General features: G+C 68.9%; 13 protein-coding genes. 2 read left to right on the top strand and 11 right to left on the bottom strand.

Features of this window, described 5'->3' with window-relative positions:
* Positions 1 to 24: 24 nt before the first annotated feature.
* Together ACLQ6X_RS05890 and ACLQ6X_RS05885 are read right to left on the bottom strand one after the other, a co-directional pair.
* Positions 25 to 711, bottom strand: a complete 687-nt coding sequence (locus tag ACLQ6X_RS05890; protein WP_411699242.1) for a hypothetical protein — start codon at positions 709 to 711, stop codon at positions 25 to 27.
* 100 nt (positions 712 to 811) lie between these two features.
* Positions 812 to 2185: a glycosyltransferase family 87 protein gene (locus ACLQ6X_RS05885; protein WP_411699241.1), complete on the bottom strand. Its 1374-nt coding sequence runs from the start codon at positions 2183 to 2185 to the stop codon at positions 812 to 814.
* A 37-nt stretch (positions 2186 to 2222) separates the two neighbouring features.
* Between ACLQ6X_RS05885 and ACLQ6X_RS05880 the strand changes: the two genes are divergently transcribed.
* Positions 2223 to 3566, top strand: a complete 1344-nt coding sequence (locus tag ACLQ6X_RS05880) for a molybdopterin-dependent oxidoreductase (protein WP_411699240.1) — start codon at positions 2223 to 2225, stop codon at positions 3564 to 3566.
* Complete coding sequence (locus tag ACLQ6X_RS05875) at positions 3563 to 4018, top strand: hypothetical protein (RefSeq protein ID WP_411699239.1); 456 nt, start codon at positions 3563 to 3565, stop codon at positions 4016 to 4018. The genes ACLQ6X_RS05880 and ACLQ6X_RS05875 overlap by 4 nt, the downstream gene beginning before the upstream one ends.
* Positions 4019 to 4343: 325 nt before the next feature.
* Here ACLQ6X_RS05875 and ACLQ6X_RS05870 read toward each other — a convergent pair whose 3' ends face one another.
* The 9 genes from ACLQ6X_RS05870 to ACLQ6X_RS05830 all read right to left on the bottom strand — a co-directional run bounded on the left by ACLQ6X_RS05870 (position 4344) and on the right by ACLQ6X_RS05830 (position 13916).
* Entirely contained in the window at positions 4344 to 5018 is a 675-nt protein-coding gene (locus ACLQ6X_RS05870) for a class I SAM-dependent methyltransferase (protein ID WP_411699238.1), read from the bottom strand.
* A complete protein-coding gene (locus ACLQ6X_RS05865; protein WP_411699237.1) occupies positions 5015 to 5647 on the bottom strand; it encodes a DUF2064 domain-containing protein in 633 nt (210 codons plus the stop codon). Before ACLQ6X_RS05865 ends, ACLQ6X_RS05870 begins: the two co-directional genes overlap by 4 nt.
* 65 nt (positions 5648 to 5712) lie before the next feature.
* Positions 5713 to 6381, bottom strand: a complete 669-nt coding sequence (locus ACLQ6X_RS05860; protein WP_411699236.1) for a glycosyltransferase family 2 protein — start codon at positions 6379 to 6381, stop codon at positions 5713 to 5715.
* On the bottom strand, positions 6378 to 7424 hold the full coding sequence (locus tag ACLQ6X_RS05855) for an NAD-dependent epimerase/dehydratase family protein (protein WP_411699235.1): 1047 nt from the start codon (positions 7422 to 7424) through the stop codon (positions 6378 to 6380). The genes ACLQ6X_RS05860 and ACLQ6X_RS05855 overlap by 4 nt, the downstream gene beginning before the upstream one ends.
* A complete protein-coding gene (locus tag ACLQ6X_RS05850; protein WP_411699234.1) occupies positions 7421 to 8236 on the bottom strand; it encodes an MTAP family purine nucleoside phosphorylase in 816 nt (271 codons plus the stop codon). Before ACLQ6X_RS05850 ends, ACLQ6X_RS05855 begins: the two co-directional genes overlap by 4 nt.
* Positions 8237 to 8324: 88 nt before the next feature.
* A complete protein-coding gene (locus ACLQ6X_RS05845) occupies positions 8325 to 9728 on the bottom strand; it encodes a GH1 family beta-glucosidase (RefSeq protein WP_411699233.1) in 1404 nt (467 codons plus the stop codon).
* On the bottom strand, positions 9725 to 12058 hold the full coding sequence (gene yicI, locus ACLQ6X_RS05840) for an alpha-xylosidase (protein WP_411699232.1): 2334 nt from the start codon (positions 12056 to 12058) through the stop codon (positions 9725 to 9727). Before yicI ends, ACLQ6X_RS05845 begins: the two co-directional genes overlap by 4 nt.
* Before the next feature lie 2 nt (positions 12059 to 12060).
* Positions 12061 to 12966, bottom strand: a complete 906-nt coding sequence (locus ACLQ6X_RS05835) for a carbohydrate ABC transporter permease (protein ID WP_411699231.1) — start codon at positions 12964 to 12966, stop codon at positions 12061 to 12063.
* A complete protein-coding gene (locus tag ACLQ6X_RS05830) occupies positions 12966 to 13916 on the bottom strand; it encodes a carbohydrate ABC transporter permease (RefSeq protein WP_411699230.1) in 951 nt (316 codons plus the stop codon). Before ACLQ6X_RS05830 ends, ACLQ6X_RS05835 begins: the two co-directional genes overlap by 1 nt.
* Positions 13917 to 14018: the final 102 nt, after the last annotated feature.

The raw sequence follows: 14018 nt of genomic DNA, 5'->3' as shown, positions 1-14018 counted from the left end.
TCCCGGTGTGTGCCGGGTGGGGTGCTACTTGGTGTTGACGGTGATCTTCGCGATGCCGACGACGAGCTCGTCGGTGACGGCGTCGGTGCCGAAGGTCTCGTTCAGCAGGGCCGCGGCGTCAGAGCTGACGAGCACGGTGGTTCCCTCGAGAACGGCGTTGCCGTCAGCGTCTTCGCTCAGCGGGTTCAGGGTCGAACCGTCGAGGTTGAAGATGAAGACGTCGGTGCCGACCTCTTCGCCGTTAGCGGTGACCGTGCCGGTGAGGCGGCTGGTGCCCGGGTCGATCTTGAAGTCGGAGAGTCCGACGACGATGTCGCCACCCGTGAGGGTGATGCCGGAGCCTTCGTGGTCGATCTCGCCCTGGACGTAGGGGCGGTAGTCGAGCTCGGGGTCGTAGTAGTCGACGTTTCCACCCGTGATCGGGAAGGCGAGGGTGCCGGTCGCAGCGTCGAGCGTCGCGCCGCCGGTTACACCGGGGGTGAGGCCGAGGGTGCCGAGGGCCTCTACGAAGCCAGCATCGAGGGTGACCTGGGTGTCGACGCCGTCAAGGGCGGGGATCGAGGCCAGGGGCGTGGGGTCGGCTTCCTCGGATGCGGACGGCGACGTCTCGTCGCTCGAAGACGACTCGGTGCTGGTGGAGCAGGCGGCGAGGCCTCCGACGAGGAGGGTTGCTGCGGCCATGCCGACGGTGACCTTGTAGAACTTGCGCATGATGTGATCCTTTGCTGTTTGGGGCGAACTTTCGGTCGTGATGAGAGTTCGGTCTCCTCCAGAAAAGGGTTTGGAATGAGTCGCTTCTGTTACCGTTCCGTTATTCTCTCGGGGCAACTTCCGCGGAATCCCGGGGGCTGACGATCACCCACCCGGCCCGTCGAACGCTCATCACGAGGATGAACACGACCGCGACGGCCACCGAGACGCGCGCCAGCTCCACCGACGGGATGAGCAGACGCTCGGTGAGCGCCAGGGGAACCGCGAGCCATTCCCAGCGCCCCGTCATCGCGATCATCGGCACGAGCAGCAGTGCGTACCAGGGGTACCGCGGCGTGACCACGAGCAGGGTGACGCCGATCATCACGAGCTGGCCCAGCCACGGGTTCGCCGGGTCGGTCTTCCACCAGACCAGCGCGCCCGTCGCGGCGATGAGCACCGCCGCGAGCACGAGGCTCGCCGAACCCGGGGCGACGAGCGACAGCATGATGAACCGGGTGCCGCTCTCGTAGCCTTCCTCGGTGAGGTAACCGGGCAGGTAGCCGAGCACCTGGATGCCGTCGGCGATCACATAGGGGATGTAGAGAACGAGGAAGACGGCGATGGATGCCACGATCACCCGCAGCGGGCGCCGGCCGAGCAGCGCGGGCGCACCGATCACCGGGATCAGCTTCGTCGCGATGGACACGCCGAGCGCCGCGCCCCCCAGCCACCGGCGGCCGGACGCCACGAGCAGGCTGGCCACCAGCAGCAGCAGGGCGCTCACGATGTCGATGTGCGAGTTCGTGATGCCCTCCGTGGCCACGAGCGGGCTCCAGCCCCACATGGCGGCCCAGCGCGGGTCGCGCCCCGACTTCTGCAGGGCGCGCAGCAGCAGCACCGTGACGCCGAGGCTCACGAGCAGACCCAGCAGCTGGGAAGGCCAGTATTCGGGGCCGGATCCGGTGAGCGCGCGCACCCCGGCGAACACGAGCTCGCTTGCCGGGGGATAGATGGTGGGCACGGTGGCGCGGTTGATGGCCGTGCAGACGAGATCGCCGGTGCCCGGTTCATCCACCGTCATGATCCGCTCGCCCACGCACTCTCCGTCGACCGGCGCCGGGAACAGCCAGTCGGTGCGCAGTTCTTCGAGGGCCGGGTCCGAGGGAACGTAGGTATAGGGGGAGATGCCGGCGTTCTGCACGATGCCGTCCCAGGCGTAGCGCGCTGAGTCGGTGCTCGTGTTCGGCGGGCCGGCCATCGCCGCGACACCGATCGCGAGGCTGCCGACAAGAACCAGAACCACGGATGCGCGCCCGCTCACCCCGCGCAACGTCACGAGCGACAGCGCGAACAACACCCACAGTCCCGCCGTCACGAACACGAGCGGTTCGAGTTTGCCCTCGGGCGGGTCGTAGTAGGGCAGAGCCGACACGGAAAGCGCGGTGGCGAGGGCGCTCAGCGCGAGGACGACGGCGGTGAACACGATTCGCATAAGATCATCCTGTCGGATTGGGCGGGGGCTACGAATCATGGACATGATCATTCCGGCGGTGCACAGACTACTGGGCGCATTGCGGCGCTCGCTCGCGGCGCCCTCGCGCAACCCGCGCATGGCGGTCGTGATCGGCCGGCTGCTCGCCATCGCGTTCCTGCTGTGCTTCGGCACCGGCATCTACAGCCACTTCCTGCAGGACCCGCTGCCGTGGATGGTGTTCCCCACCCGGCCGACCACGCTCTACCAGGTGAGCCAGGGCGTGCACATCACCGCCGGCATCCTGTGTTTCCCGCTGCTGCTCGCGAAGCTCTATATCGTCTTCCCGGAGCTGTTCCAGACGCCGCCGGTGCGGTCGTTCCCGCACTTCCTCGAGCGGGCGTCGATCGCGCTGTTCGTCTCGTCGTCGATCGTGCAGATCGTGATCGGCCTGCTCAACACCTACCAGCTGTACGCGGTGTTCCCCTTCCCGTTCCGCCAGACGCACTACGTGCTGTCGTTCGTGATCATCGGGTCGCTCGCCATCCACATCGCCGTGAAGCTCGACGTGATCGCGAAGCACTGGCGCAAGGAGGACGCTTCGGCCGCTTCGGTCGCCTCGGTCGCCTCGGTCGCTGAGCGCGTCGAAGCGCATGTCGAAGCGCCCGCCGACCTGGTTTCGACAAGCTCAACCAGCGGGGGTCCCAAGCTCACCTCCTCGCACACGCGCAACGCCATCATCCGCACCGAGGGCGTCACCGGCAGGCTCTTCCGCTGGATCGACGAGACCCCGCCCGCCGCCCCGCGCACCAGCCGCCGCGGCTTCCTCACCATCGTCACCGTCGCGAGCGCGGCCCTGGTCGCCCTCACCGCGGGACAGTCGTTCAAGCTGCTCGACGGCGCGAACGTCTTCGGTCCCCGCAAGCAGGGCGTCGGACCGAACGGCCTGCCCGTCAACCGCACCGCCGCCGCCGCGAAGATCGAAGACACCGCGACCGATCCCGACTGGGTGCTCACCGTTCTGAACGGCACCGAGTCGAAGGTGTTCACCCGCGCCCAGCTGCTCGCGCTGCCGCAGCACACCGTGGAGCTTCCGATCGCCTGCGTCGAGGGGTGGAGCCAGATGGCGACCTGGCGCGGCGTGCGCCTCGGCGACCTGGTCGATGCCGTCGGTGCCCGCGGCGGAACCGCGATCAAGGCGACCAGCCTCGAGCAGAACAGCTCGTACGCGATCATGCACATGGGGCCGGAGTACGTGCGTGACGACCTCACCCTCGTCGCCCTCGAGCTGAACGGCGAAACCCTGGATCTCGACCACGGCTACCCCGCCCGCATGATCGCCCCCGGCAGGCCCGGCGTGCTGCAAACCAAGTGGCTGAGTTCCCTGGAGGTGCTGGCATGACCGCCATCCGACGCTGGCAGATCGGCCTGATCGTGACCGGACTCGCGTTCTTCGTGGTCGGCGGGATCACGCTGCTCGAAGACGTGAGCCCCGCCCGCTACCTCGGCATCGGCATCTGGCTGCTGGGTGCCCTCGTCATCCACGACGGGATCATCTCGCTCGCCGTGTTCGGCGCGAATATCGTGACGCGCAAGACCGCCGGACGCCTCCGCGTGCCCCTGCCGGCCGTGCTCATCCTTCAGGGCGCTCTCGTGGTCGCGGGCATCATGACGCTGATCGTCGTGCCGGCCGTGCTGAAGAAGTCGATGGGAACCGGTAACGAGACCCTCCTGCCGCTCGACTACGGGCTGCACCTCGTGGTGTTCTACGTGGTGCTGGCCGTGGTGACGGCTCTGGCGCTCGGCGTGTACGCGCTGCTGCGCCGCTCGCGTAGACGCGCCACCGCTGGTTGAGTAGGCCGCCCGCGGCCGTATCGAAACCCCGCCCTCGCGCGCGAGAGTGCAGCTGTGGTGGGTGCGGGCGCATCCGCACTGTGCGTAAGTGCACTTTCGAGGCGGCGGGCGGGGTTTCGACATGCTCAATCGGCGGGGGCGACCCAATCGGCGGGTCGGCCCGTGTCGCTGGTTGAGTAGGCCGCCCGCGGCCGTATCGAAACCCTGCTCGCGCGCGAGCGTGCAGTTGTGGTGGGTGCGGGCGCATCCGCACTGTGCGCAAGTGCACTTTCGGGATGGCGGGCGGGGTTTTGACGGGCTCAACCAGCGGGCGAACCGGGGAGGGCTAGGCCAGGCGGCAGAAGGTGCGGCCGTCGATCGTCCACGACTGCAGTAGCGCGAAGCCGAGCTGCGCCGCGAGCGACGTCATGGGGCGCAGGCCGATCTCGGCCCACGGGAAGAGTTCGCTCTCGCCACCGCGCGCGTCGACGAGACGGCCCGTGTAGGTGTTGTCGCGACCGGCGTCGGGGTGCAGTTCCACCACGATCTCGCCCGTCGCCGTCAGCAGCGCGCGACAGCGGGACAGCAGGGCGCGCACGTCGCCGCCGATGCCGATGTTGCCGTCGACGAGCAGCGCCGTCTGCCAGGCGCCCTCGCCCGGAAGCGTGTCGAACACGCTGCCTTGGAGCACCGGCAGGCCGGCCTCGGTGGCGATGGCGATCGCGGTGGGGGAGACATCCACGCCGAGAACCTCGAGTCCGAGATCGGCGGCCGCGCGCACCATGCGTCCCGGCCCGCAGCCGATGTCGAGCACGGGGCCCGCGACCGAGCGCAGCAACGTCAGATCCGCGTCATCCGCCCCCGCATTCCAGCGGGCGACATCCATCGTCGATCGCGTCGCGGCGCCCCGTTCGTCGTCGCGCAGCAGCAGGGTGACGGCGTCGTTGCGGCGCAGGGCCTCGGCGTACGGCTCAGCGCCGCCCGATCCGAACGTGTTGGGCGCGAGCGAGACCGTGCTCACGCGTGCACCAGCACCGCGTCGCAGAACAACGCGACGGCCGCGGCGAAGGCGGTGTGCGGCGCGAGGTCGGCGGCCTCGAGGGCGTCGTCGAACGTGTCGACGTCGGTGAGTTCCGTGAGCATGGAGACATTCAGGCCGGCATCGAGCAGACGTTCGAGCTGGATGCGCCCGGTGTCATGGCGCGACATCGGCACGCCGCGGATGAGGTCTCCGCGCGGCTCCAACATGCCGAGCGCCCAGAATCCGCCGTCGTTGGCGGGGCCGAAGAACGCGTCGACGCCGTCGGGCCACGCGAATGCGGGCGCCAGATCGAGGGCCGAGACCTGAGGGGTGTCCATGCCGATGAGGATCGTGGGACCCTCCACCTCGTCGAAGATGGCGGCGAGCCGCTCGTCGAGATCGCCGGAGACCTGGTGCACCACGTCCCAGCCGTCGATGCCCTCGGGCGTGACCACGCCGTCGAAGAGCAGCACCCGGCGGCTCGCCGGCAGGTGCGCCACGGCGGCGAGCGTGTCGCTGATCGAGAGCGCGGCGAGCGTCGCGGCCTGTTCCAAGCTCAGCGGCGGGTGCAGGCGCGTCTTGACCTTGCCCGGAATGGTCTCCTTGGCGATGAGGATCAGTGTGGTCATGGTGTGTGCCCTCCCAGTAGGCCGTCCGGAGTCGTGCCGGACATCACTCATTCGGAGCCGTACGGCTAACGGGTTGCCCGGTTCTGCGCGCGCAGCAAGCGGCTCATGTCGAGCACGGCGATGGCGGTGCCCCGGATCGTGCCGGTCACTTTCGAGCGGCCGATGCGCGGGGCGTACGGCGAGTCGACCTCGACGATGCGCCAGCCCTCGGCGTGGGCGCGCAGCACCTGCTCGAGCGGATACCCGCTGCGGCGGTCGCGCAGGTCGAGCGCGAGCAGTGCCTCGCGGTTCGCGGCGCGCATCGGGCCGAGATCGTGCAGGTCGAGTTTCGTCGCGCCCCGCATGAGGGCGGCGAGCGCGCGATTCGCGATGCGGGCGTGCAGCGGCCAGGCTCCACGGGTGGTCGGGCGGCGGCGGCCGAGCACGAGGTCCGCCGTGCCTGCGGCGACCGGGTCGACGACGCGGGGCAGGTCGCGGGGGTCCATCGAGGCATCCGCGTCACAGAAGGCGACGACCGGCGCGGTCGCGGCGAGAAGTCCCGCGTGCGCAGCCGCGCCGAAGCCGCGACGCGTCTCGGTCACCACCGTCGCGCCCAGCGAGCGCGCGACCTCGGCGGAGTTGTCGGTCGACCCGTTGTCGACGACTATCGCGCGGTACCCCTCGGGCAGCCGGCCGAGCAGCCAGGGCAGGGCGCGCTCCTCGTTCAGGCAGGGGAAGACGACGTCGACGGTCATCTGACGGCCGCCCGCAGCGGTGCCGTCGCGAATTCGCGCATGCCCGCCTCGAAGGTCACGAGCGGGGCCCAGCCGAGCTCGTTTTTCAGGCGGTCGGATGACGCGGTGATGTGCCTCACGTCGCCGAGCCGGTATTCGCCCGTGACTATCGGTGCCGGCCCGCCCGAGTGGTCGCTGAGCTGATGCGCGATCTCGCCGATCGTGTGCACCACCCCGCTGCCGACGTTGAAGGCGCGCGAGCCCTGCGCCCGCCCGGTGAAGTCGATGGCGGCGAGGTTCGCCGCGGCAACATCGTGCGAGTGCACGAAGTCGCGGCGCTGCCGGCCGTCTTCGAAGACCCGCGGGGCCTCCCCGCGCTCGAGCGACGAGCGGAAGAGCGACGCGACCCCCGCGTAGGGCGTGTTCTGGGGCATGCCCGGCCCGTAGACGTTGTGGTAGCGCAGGCAAGCCGCGACCCCGCCCGTCGATCTGGCCCAGCTGGTCGCGAGGTGCTCCTGGCTGAGTTTCGAGCTGGCGTACACGTTGCGCGGGTCGAGCGGGGAGTCTTCGACGATGAGCGCCGGTTCGAGCGGGCCGCCGTCGTCGTCGAGCGGGTCGAACCGGCCGGCGTCGAGGTCTTCGACCCTGCGCGCTGCCGGTCGCGTCAGGCCCCGCGCGCCGAGGTAGGCGCCCTCGCCGTAGACGACCATGGAGCTGGCCTGCACGAAGCGCCGGATGCCGGCCTCCGCCATCGCGGCCAACACCACGGCGGTGCCGAACTCGTTCGTGCTCACGTAGTCGGGCGCGTCGGAGAAGTCGACGCCCAGCCCGACTTTCGCGGCCTGGTGGCACACGACGTCCACACCCGCGAGCGCGGCCGTTACCGTGTCTGCGTCGCGCACATCGCCGCGGATGAAATCGACGCCGTCGGGTATCACCGGCTCGCCGCCGTGCACGTCGGCGCGCAACGAGTCGAGCACGCGCACCTCGTGGCCCGCCGTGAGCGCGGCCTCGACGATCGCCGACCCGATGAAGCCGGCCCCGCCGGTGACGAGCAGTCTCACTGTGCCATCACCTTCGCGACCTCGGCCGGGTCGATGAGCTCGCGCCCGGCGTAGTCTTCGGGCAGCGCGCGGATGATCGCCTCGATCGCCGCCACGATCCGCGGCTGTGCCTCCTTGAGCCGTGAGAACACCAGAGCGGCGCTGAGCGGTTCGCCCTGTTTCTCGTCGTCGGCGACACCGGCGTCGGAGTCGGTGACGTAGCTGAGGTTGACCGTGCCGATGTTCAGTTCGGCGGCGAGCGGCACCTCGGGGTAGAGCGTCATGTTGACGGTGTGCGCGCCGGCCGCGCGGAACCAGAGCGACTCGGCGCGGGTGGAGAACCGCGGCCCCTGGATGACGACGACCGTGCCCGTGGTCTTCACGTCGTCGTCGCCGTTCAGCGTCGCCGCGGCGATCGCGTGCAGCTCGGGGTCAAACGGGTCGGCACTGGCCAGGTGCTGCACCGACACCAGATCGAAGAACGTGTCGCGACGCCCGTGCGTGCGGTCGATGTACTGGTCGGTGAGCACGAGCGTGCCGGGCAGGTAGTCGGGGCTGACCCCGCCGACCGCCGCGCTCGACAGGATCGCCTTCACACCGAGCGAGGCGAGCGCCCAGATGTTGGCGCGGTAGTTGATGAGGTGCGGGGCGACCGAGTGGTTGGCGCCGTGCCGGGTGAGGAAGGCGACGGTGCGACCGCCGAGCTGCCCGATCGTCACGTCGGCCGGTCCGTACGGCGTATCGATGTGCCGTTTCTCGCTCGCCTCGGGGTCGAACAGCGAGTAGAGGCCGGAGCCGCCGATAACGGCTATGCGCGCGGTCGATTCAGTCATGTGGTGCACCATTCCCAGAAAATGCTCGGGGACGACGTGTCCCCACAAGGGATTCGGCGCCGCGCCTCAGGCGGATTGGCCGGTGCGGCTACTCGGGCAGAACGTGCTCCCGCGCCAGCCGCGCGTACCAGTGCGCGCTGTCCTTCGGCAGCCGCTCGAGCGTCGCGTAGTCGACCCGCACGATGCCGAAGCGTTTCGCGTATCCGTAGCCCCACTCGAAGTTGTCGAGCAGCGACCACACCTGGTAGCCGCGCAGGTCGACGCCGCGCTCGAGGGCACGGTGCACCGCCGTGATGTGGCGGCGCAGGTAGTCGATCCGCTCGACATCGTGCACCGCGCCGTCGACCACTCGGTCGTCGAACGCCGCACCGTTCTCGGTGATCATCAGCGGCAGCTGCGGGTAGCTCGCGTGCAGCCCCATGAGCAGGTCCTCGAGGCCGGAGGGGTCGATGTTCCAGCCCATCGCCGTGTACGGCCCGGGCTGCGGCAGAAACTCGACGTTCTCCGATCCGGGCCACGCCGATCCGCTCGCCGCCTTGTGCCCGTCGGCCATCTGCTTCTCGCTGACGCCGTCCCACTCGCGCACCAGGTTGGTGGAGTAGTAGTTCACGCCGAGCACGTCGAGCGGCTGGTGGATGAGCGCAAGGTCGCCCGGGAGCACGAACGACCAATCGGTCACGCCCGACGTGTCGACGAAGAGGTCGGCGGGATACGCGCCCTCGAGTATCGGGCCGAGGAACGCCCGGTTGGCGAGCGCGTCGAGTCGGCGCACGGCCTCAGCCTCGCCCCGGAACACGTGCAGGTTGAGCGTGACCGAGAACTGCGGGTCGTCGGTCACCACGTCACGGAGGGCTGAGACAGCGAGGCCGTGCGCGAGGTTCAGGTGGTGCACGGCGGCGAGCGCGGCCGCCCCGTCGGTGCGTCCCGGCGCGTGCGCCCCCGAGCCGTAGCCGAGGTAGGCCGAGCACCACGGCTCGTTCAGCGTCGTCCAGGTGTGCACGCGGTCGCCGAGCCGCTCGCCGACTATGCGCGCGTACTCGGCAAACGCGAGCGCGGTCGCGCGGCTCGTCCAGCCGCCCTCGTCTTCCAGCGCCTGCGGCAGATCCCAGTGGTAGAGCGTCGCGATGGGGCGGATGCCCCGCGCGAGCAGTCCGTCGACCAGACGTTCGTAGAAGTCGAGTCCGTCCTCGTTGGCGGGGCCGCGCCCGGTGGGCTGGATGCGCGACCACGAGATGGAGAACCGGTAGGCCTCGAGCCCGAGGGCCGCCATCAGGTCGAGGTCGCCCTCGAGCCGGTGGTAGTGGTCGGCCGCCACGTCGCCGGTGTCGCCGTTCCAGGTCTTGCCCGGGGTGTGGCTGAAGGTGTCCCAGATGGAAGGACCGCGGCCGCCCTGGGCCGCCGCGCCCTCGATCTGGTACGCCGCCGTGGCCGAGCCGAAGATGAACTCGGGCGGGAAGACCAGGCCGGCGTCGCGGTAGTCGGCGGCGCTCACAGCGTCACCGTGCCGTCGGTGCTGCCGGTCGGCTCGCCACCGGCGAGAACGGCGCGGAACGCGACATCCGCCGGCCCTGAAATCGTGATCGAGTCTCCCTCCGACGCGGCCGTCAGCGTGACAGCCGTGCCATCGAGCGGGTTGTCGATCACGATGCCGCGGCTGCCCGTGAACCCCGGGTAGACGGTGACCAGCGGGTCGACCGTGTAGTCGTAGTCGGGCCGGTCTTCGCGCGAACCGGTGACGATCACGGCGCCCTCGCGCACCCAGATCGGCAGGCTGTCGAAGCCGTGCTGCTCGGTGCGCCACTTCGGGCCGTCGGCGGTCTCGCCGGTGAGGTGGTTGGTCCAGCGTCCGGCGGGCAGGTAGTACTGCACGTCGCCCGACGCGCTGAAGACGGGCGCGACCAGCAGGTCGTGGCCCAGCAGGTACTGGCGGTCGAGGTAGTCGACCGAGGGGTCGCCCGCGAACTCGAGCTGCATCGGACGCATGAACGGCGTGCCCGTCTCGTGCGCCTCGATGCCCACCCGGTAGAGGTAGGGCATCAGCGCGAGCTTCAGCTTCGTGAACCGCCGGGTCACGTCGACGGCGCTCTGGCCGGGCGCCTCGGTGCCGTCGTCGAACAGCCACGGCACCCGGTAGTTCGACGAACCGTGCAGCCGGGAGTGGCTCGACATGAGGCCGAACGCCACCCAGCGTTTGAAGACGGCGGGGTCGGGGCTGCCCTCGAAGCCGCCGATGTCGTGGCTCCAGTAACCGAAACCGCTGAGCGCGAGCGAGAGGCCGCCGCGCAGGGTCTCGGCCATCGACTCGAAGCTCGACGAGTTGTCGCCGCCCCAGTGCACGGGCTGCTTCTGCCCGCCGACGGTGGCCGAGCGGGCGAACAGCACGGCGTCACCCTCGCCCCTGTGCTCCTCGAGAACCTCGAAGACGGCGGCGTTGTAGAGCTGCGCGTACCAGTTGTGCATGACCTCGGGCGAGGATCCGTCGTGCCAGACGACGTCGGTGGGGATGCGCTCGCCGAAGTCGGTCTTGATCGCGTCGACCCCCTGCGCGAAGAGGACGCGCAGCTTCTCCTGGAACCACCTGGTCGCATCCGGGTTCGTGAAATCGACCAGACCCATGCCGGCCTGCCACATGTCCCACTGCCAGACGTCGCCGTTCGCCTTCTTCACCAGGTAGCCGGCGTCTTTCGCCTCGGCGAAGATCTCGGCGCGCTGGGCGATGTAGGGGTTGATCCAGACGCTGACGTGCAGGTTCTTCTCGTGCAGGCGGCCGAGCATGCCCTCCGGGTCGGGGAAGACCCGCGGGTCCCACTCGAAGTCGGTCCAGTTGAACTCGCGCATCCAGAAGCAGTCGAAGTGGAAGACGCTCAGCGGAAGGTCGCGTTCGGCCATGCCGTCGATGAAGGATGACACGGTCGCTTCGTCGTACTCGGTGGTGAACGACGTCGACAGCCACAAGCCGTACGACCAGGCCGGCACCTTCGCCGGGCGACCGGTGAGGCGGGTGTAACGCTCGAGGATCTGGGCGGGGGTGTCGCCCTGGATGACCAGGTACTCGAGGGTCTCGCCCGCGACCGAGAACTGCACCTCCTCGACCGACTCGGTGCCTACCTCGAACGACACGTGCTCGGGATGGTTGACGAGCACGCCGTAGCCGCGGTTGGTGAGGTAGAACGGAACGTTCTTGTACGACTGCTCGCTCGAGGTGCCGCCGTCGGCGTTCCAGATGTCGATGGTCTGGCCGTTCTTCACGAGCGGCCCGAAGCGCTCGCCGAGTCCGTAGACCAGCTCGCCGACGCCCAGCGAGAGCCGCGCGTGCAGGTAGGCGGGGGCGGCGGCGAGGCCCGTGGTGGTGACACCGGAGACGCCGGCCGGCTCGGCCGTCACGGTAGCGTCGGCGCCGAGCTCGATGTGGCCGATCGACTTGTGGCCGCTCGTCGTGAGCACCCGGCCGCCCGACTCGAACGACAGATTCCACGGCGAGCCCGCCGCGATGCGCGCGCTGAGCGGACCCGAGGTGATCACGCCGCCGGCCTCGTCGATCGCGATCGTGGGGGCCTCGTTCGTCGCGCCATCGAGCTCGAAGCCCTGGTTGCGCGCGCCGCCGGTGTTCTTCTCGATGCGCACCCGGACGATGCCGGGCAGGGGAGCGGAGAGCGTCACCGAGAGCACGGCACGGTTGAGCACGTCGCCGCGGCGCTCGATCACCTTGGTCGGAGCGGTAATGCGGATGGCGTCGTCGCGGTGTTCGATGTCGTACGCCTCCTGGGCGTAGCGGGCGTCGACCCCGGGGCGGGCGTGCCAGAATCCGTCGGTGAATTTCATGGTTACTTGACTGCTCCTGCGGTAATGCCCCTGGTGAGGGTTCGTTGGAAGATGAGGAAGAAGATCAGGGTCGGCAGCAGTCCGAGCAGCGCGGACGCGCTCGTGGTGGTGACGTCCATCAGGCGGTCGCCCTGCAGTACGGCGATCGAGACCGGCACCGTCTGCGTCGCATTGCTGACCAGGAAGGTGAGCGGGATGAGGAACTCGTTCCAGGTCCAGATGAAGAAGAAGATGAGCAGCACGCTGAGGGTGCCGCGCGAGATCGGGAAGACCACGCGCCACAGGATGCGCCAGCGGCTCGCCCCGTCGATGGATGCCGCTTCGAGGATCTCCTTCGGGAACGTGCCGTACACCGAGGCGAGCAGATAGGTGCCGAAGGCGCTCTGGATCACCACGAAGACGATGATGACGGCCCACTGGTTGTCGTACAGTCCCACCGACTTGAACATGAAGTAGAGCGGGTAGAGCAGCACCTCCTGCGGAAGCATGTTCGCCAGCAGGATGAGCACGACGATCCACGTGCGGCCGCGCACCCGCCCGATGCCGAGCGCGAAGGCGTTGAGCATCGAGATGAGAACCGCGGCGACGGCGACGATGCTCGAGATGAAGAAGCTGTTCCACAGCTTCTCGGGGAAGTTCACGCGCTCCCAGAAGTTCGTGAGGCCGCCGAAGTCGAGACCGGTCGGCAGGCTGAGCGGACCGTTGGCGTTGTAGTCGGCCGGCGACTTGAACGAGTTGAGCAGGATCATGAAGAACGGCACGGCGATGAGCAGGCCGAGCAGGATGGCGACGACCAGGATGCCCCAGTCGCCCGGGGTCTTGCCCTTCGGCCCGCCCCGCTTGCGCGCAGGCTTCTTCACGAGGGGCGCCGCGACGACCTCGGTGTCGGTGCTGAGTGTGGAAGTCATCAGATTTCCTCTTCCTTACGCTCGAGCCGCGTCTGGAAGACGATGAAGACGATCGAGACGGCGGCGATGACGACGGTGAGAGCGGTGGCGATCGTGGCGCCGTAGCCCACCTGCTGCGACTGGAAGAACTCGCTGTAGGCGTAGTAGGCGGGAACGATGGTGGACGTGCCCGGGCCACCGCCGGTGAGGGTGTAGATCGGCCCGAACACCTTGAGCGCGGCGATAGTGCAGGTGAGGGTGACCACGAAGATCTCGGGCCGGATGATCGAAACGGTGATCGAGCGGAAGCGCTGGATCCAGTTGGCTCCGTCGAGCTCCGCCGCTTCGTACAGCTCGGGATCGACGCGCTCGAGGGCGGCCATGAAGATCACGATCGGGTAGCCGAGCTGCACCCAGATCATGATCACCATGATGCTGGGCAGCGCGGTGTCGGGGCTGCCCAGCCAGTTGTGTGCGAGACCGCCCAGGCCGACGCCTTCGAGCACCTCGTTGAGGGCGCCGTTCTGCGGGCGCAGGATCCAGCCGATCACGATCGCGGCGATGACGCCGGGGAGGATCTGCGGCAGGTAGTAGGTCGCGCGGAAGAAGCTGGCGAGCTTGCCGCCGAACTTCTTGCCGATGAGGTCGAAGAGCATGGCCGCCAACACGAGGCCCAGCAGGGTCGGCACGACGACCATGGCGACGACCATGGCGATGGAGTTGCCAAAGCTGGTCCAGAAGACTTCGTCGGCGAAGAGCTTCTCCCAGTTCTCGAGGCCGATCCATTCGGGCGGGCGGATGCCGCGATAGCTCGTAAAGGTGAGGTAGATGTTCCAGACCAGCGGCACGATGACGATGAGGGTCAGCAGTGCGAGGCCCGGCAGGAGGTACGGCCAGAACGCGCGTGCCGCGCTTCCGGGGATGAGGCTGGGGAGCAGCCGCGTGGGCGGCGCCGAGGTGGTGCGTGACATCACCATACGAGTGGCCTTTCGTGGAGGGCGGATGAAGGGGGTCGGGGGCCCCGCCGCGGCCCCCCCCCGCGAGGCGCAAACCCGCACAATAGGCGGCACCAG

It is taken from the genome of Conyzicola sp., assembly GCF_046714715.1.
Classification (GTDB): Bacteria; Actinomycetota; Actinomycetes; order Actinomycetales; family Microbacteriaceae; genus Conyzicola.
This window is presented reverse-complemented; position numbering and strand designations above follow the sequence as displayed.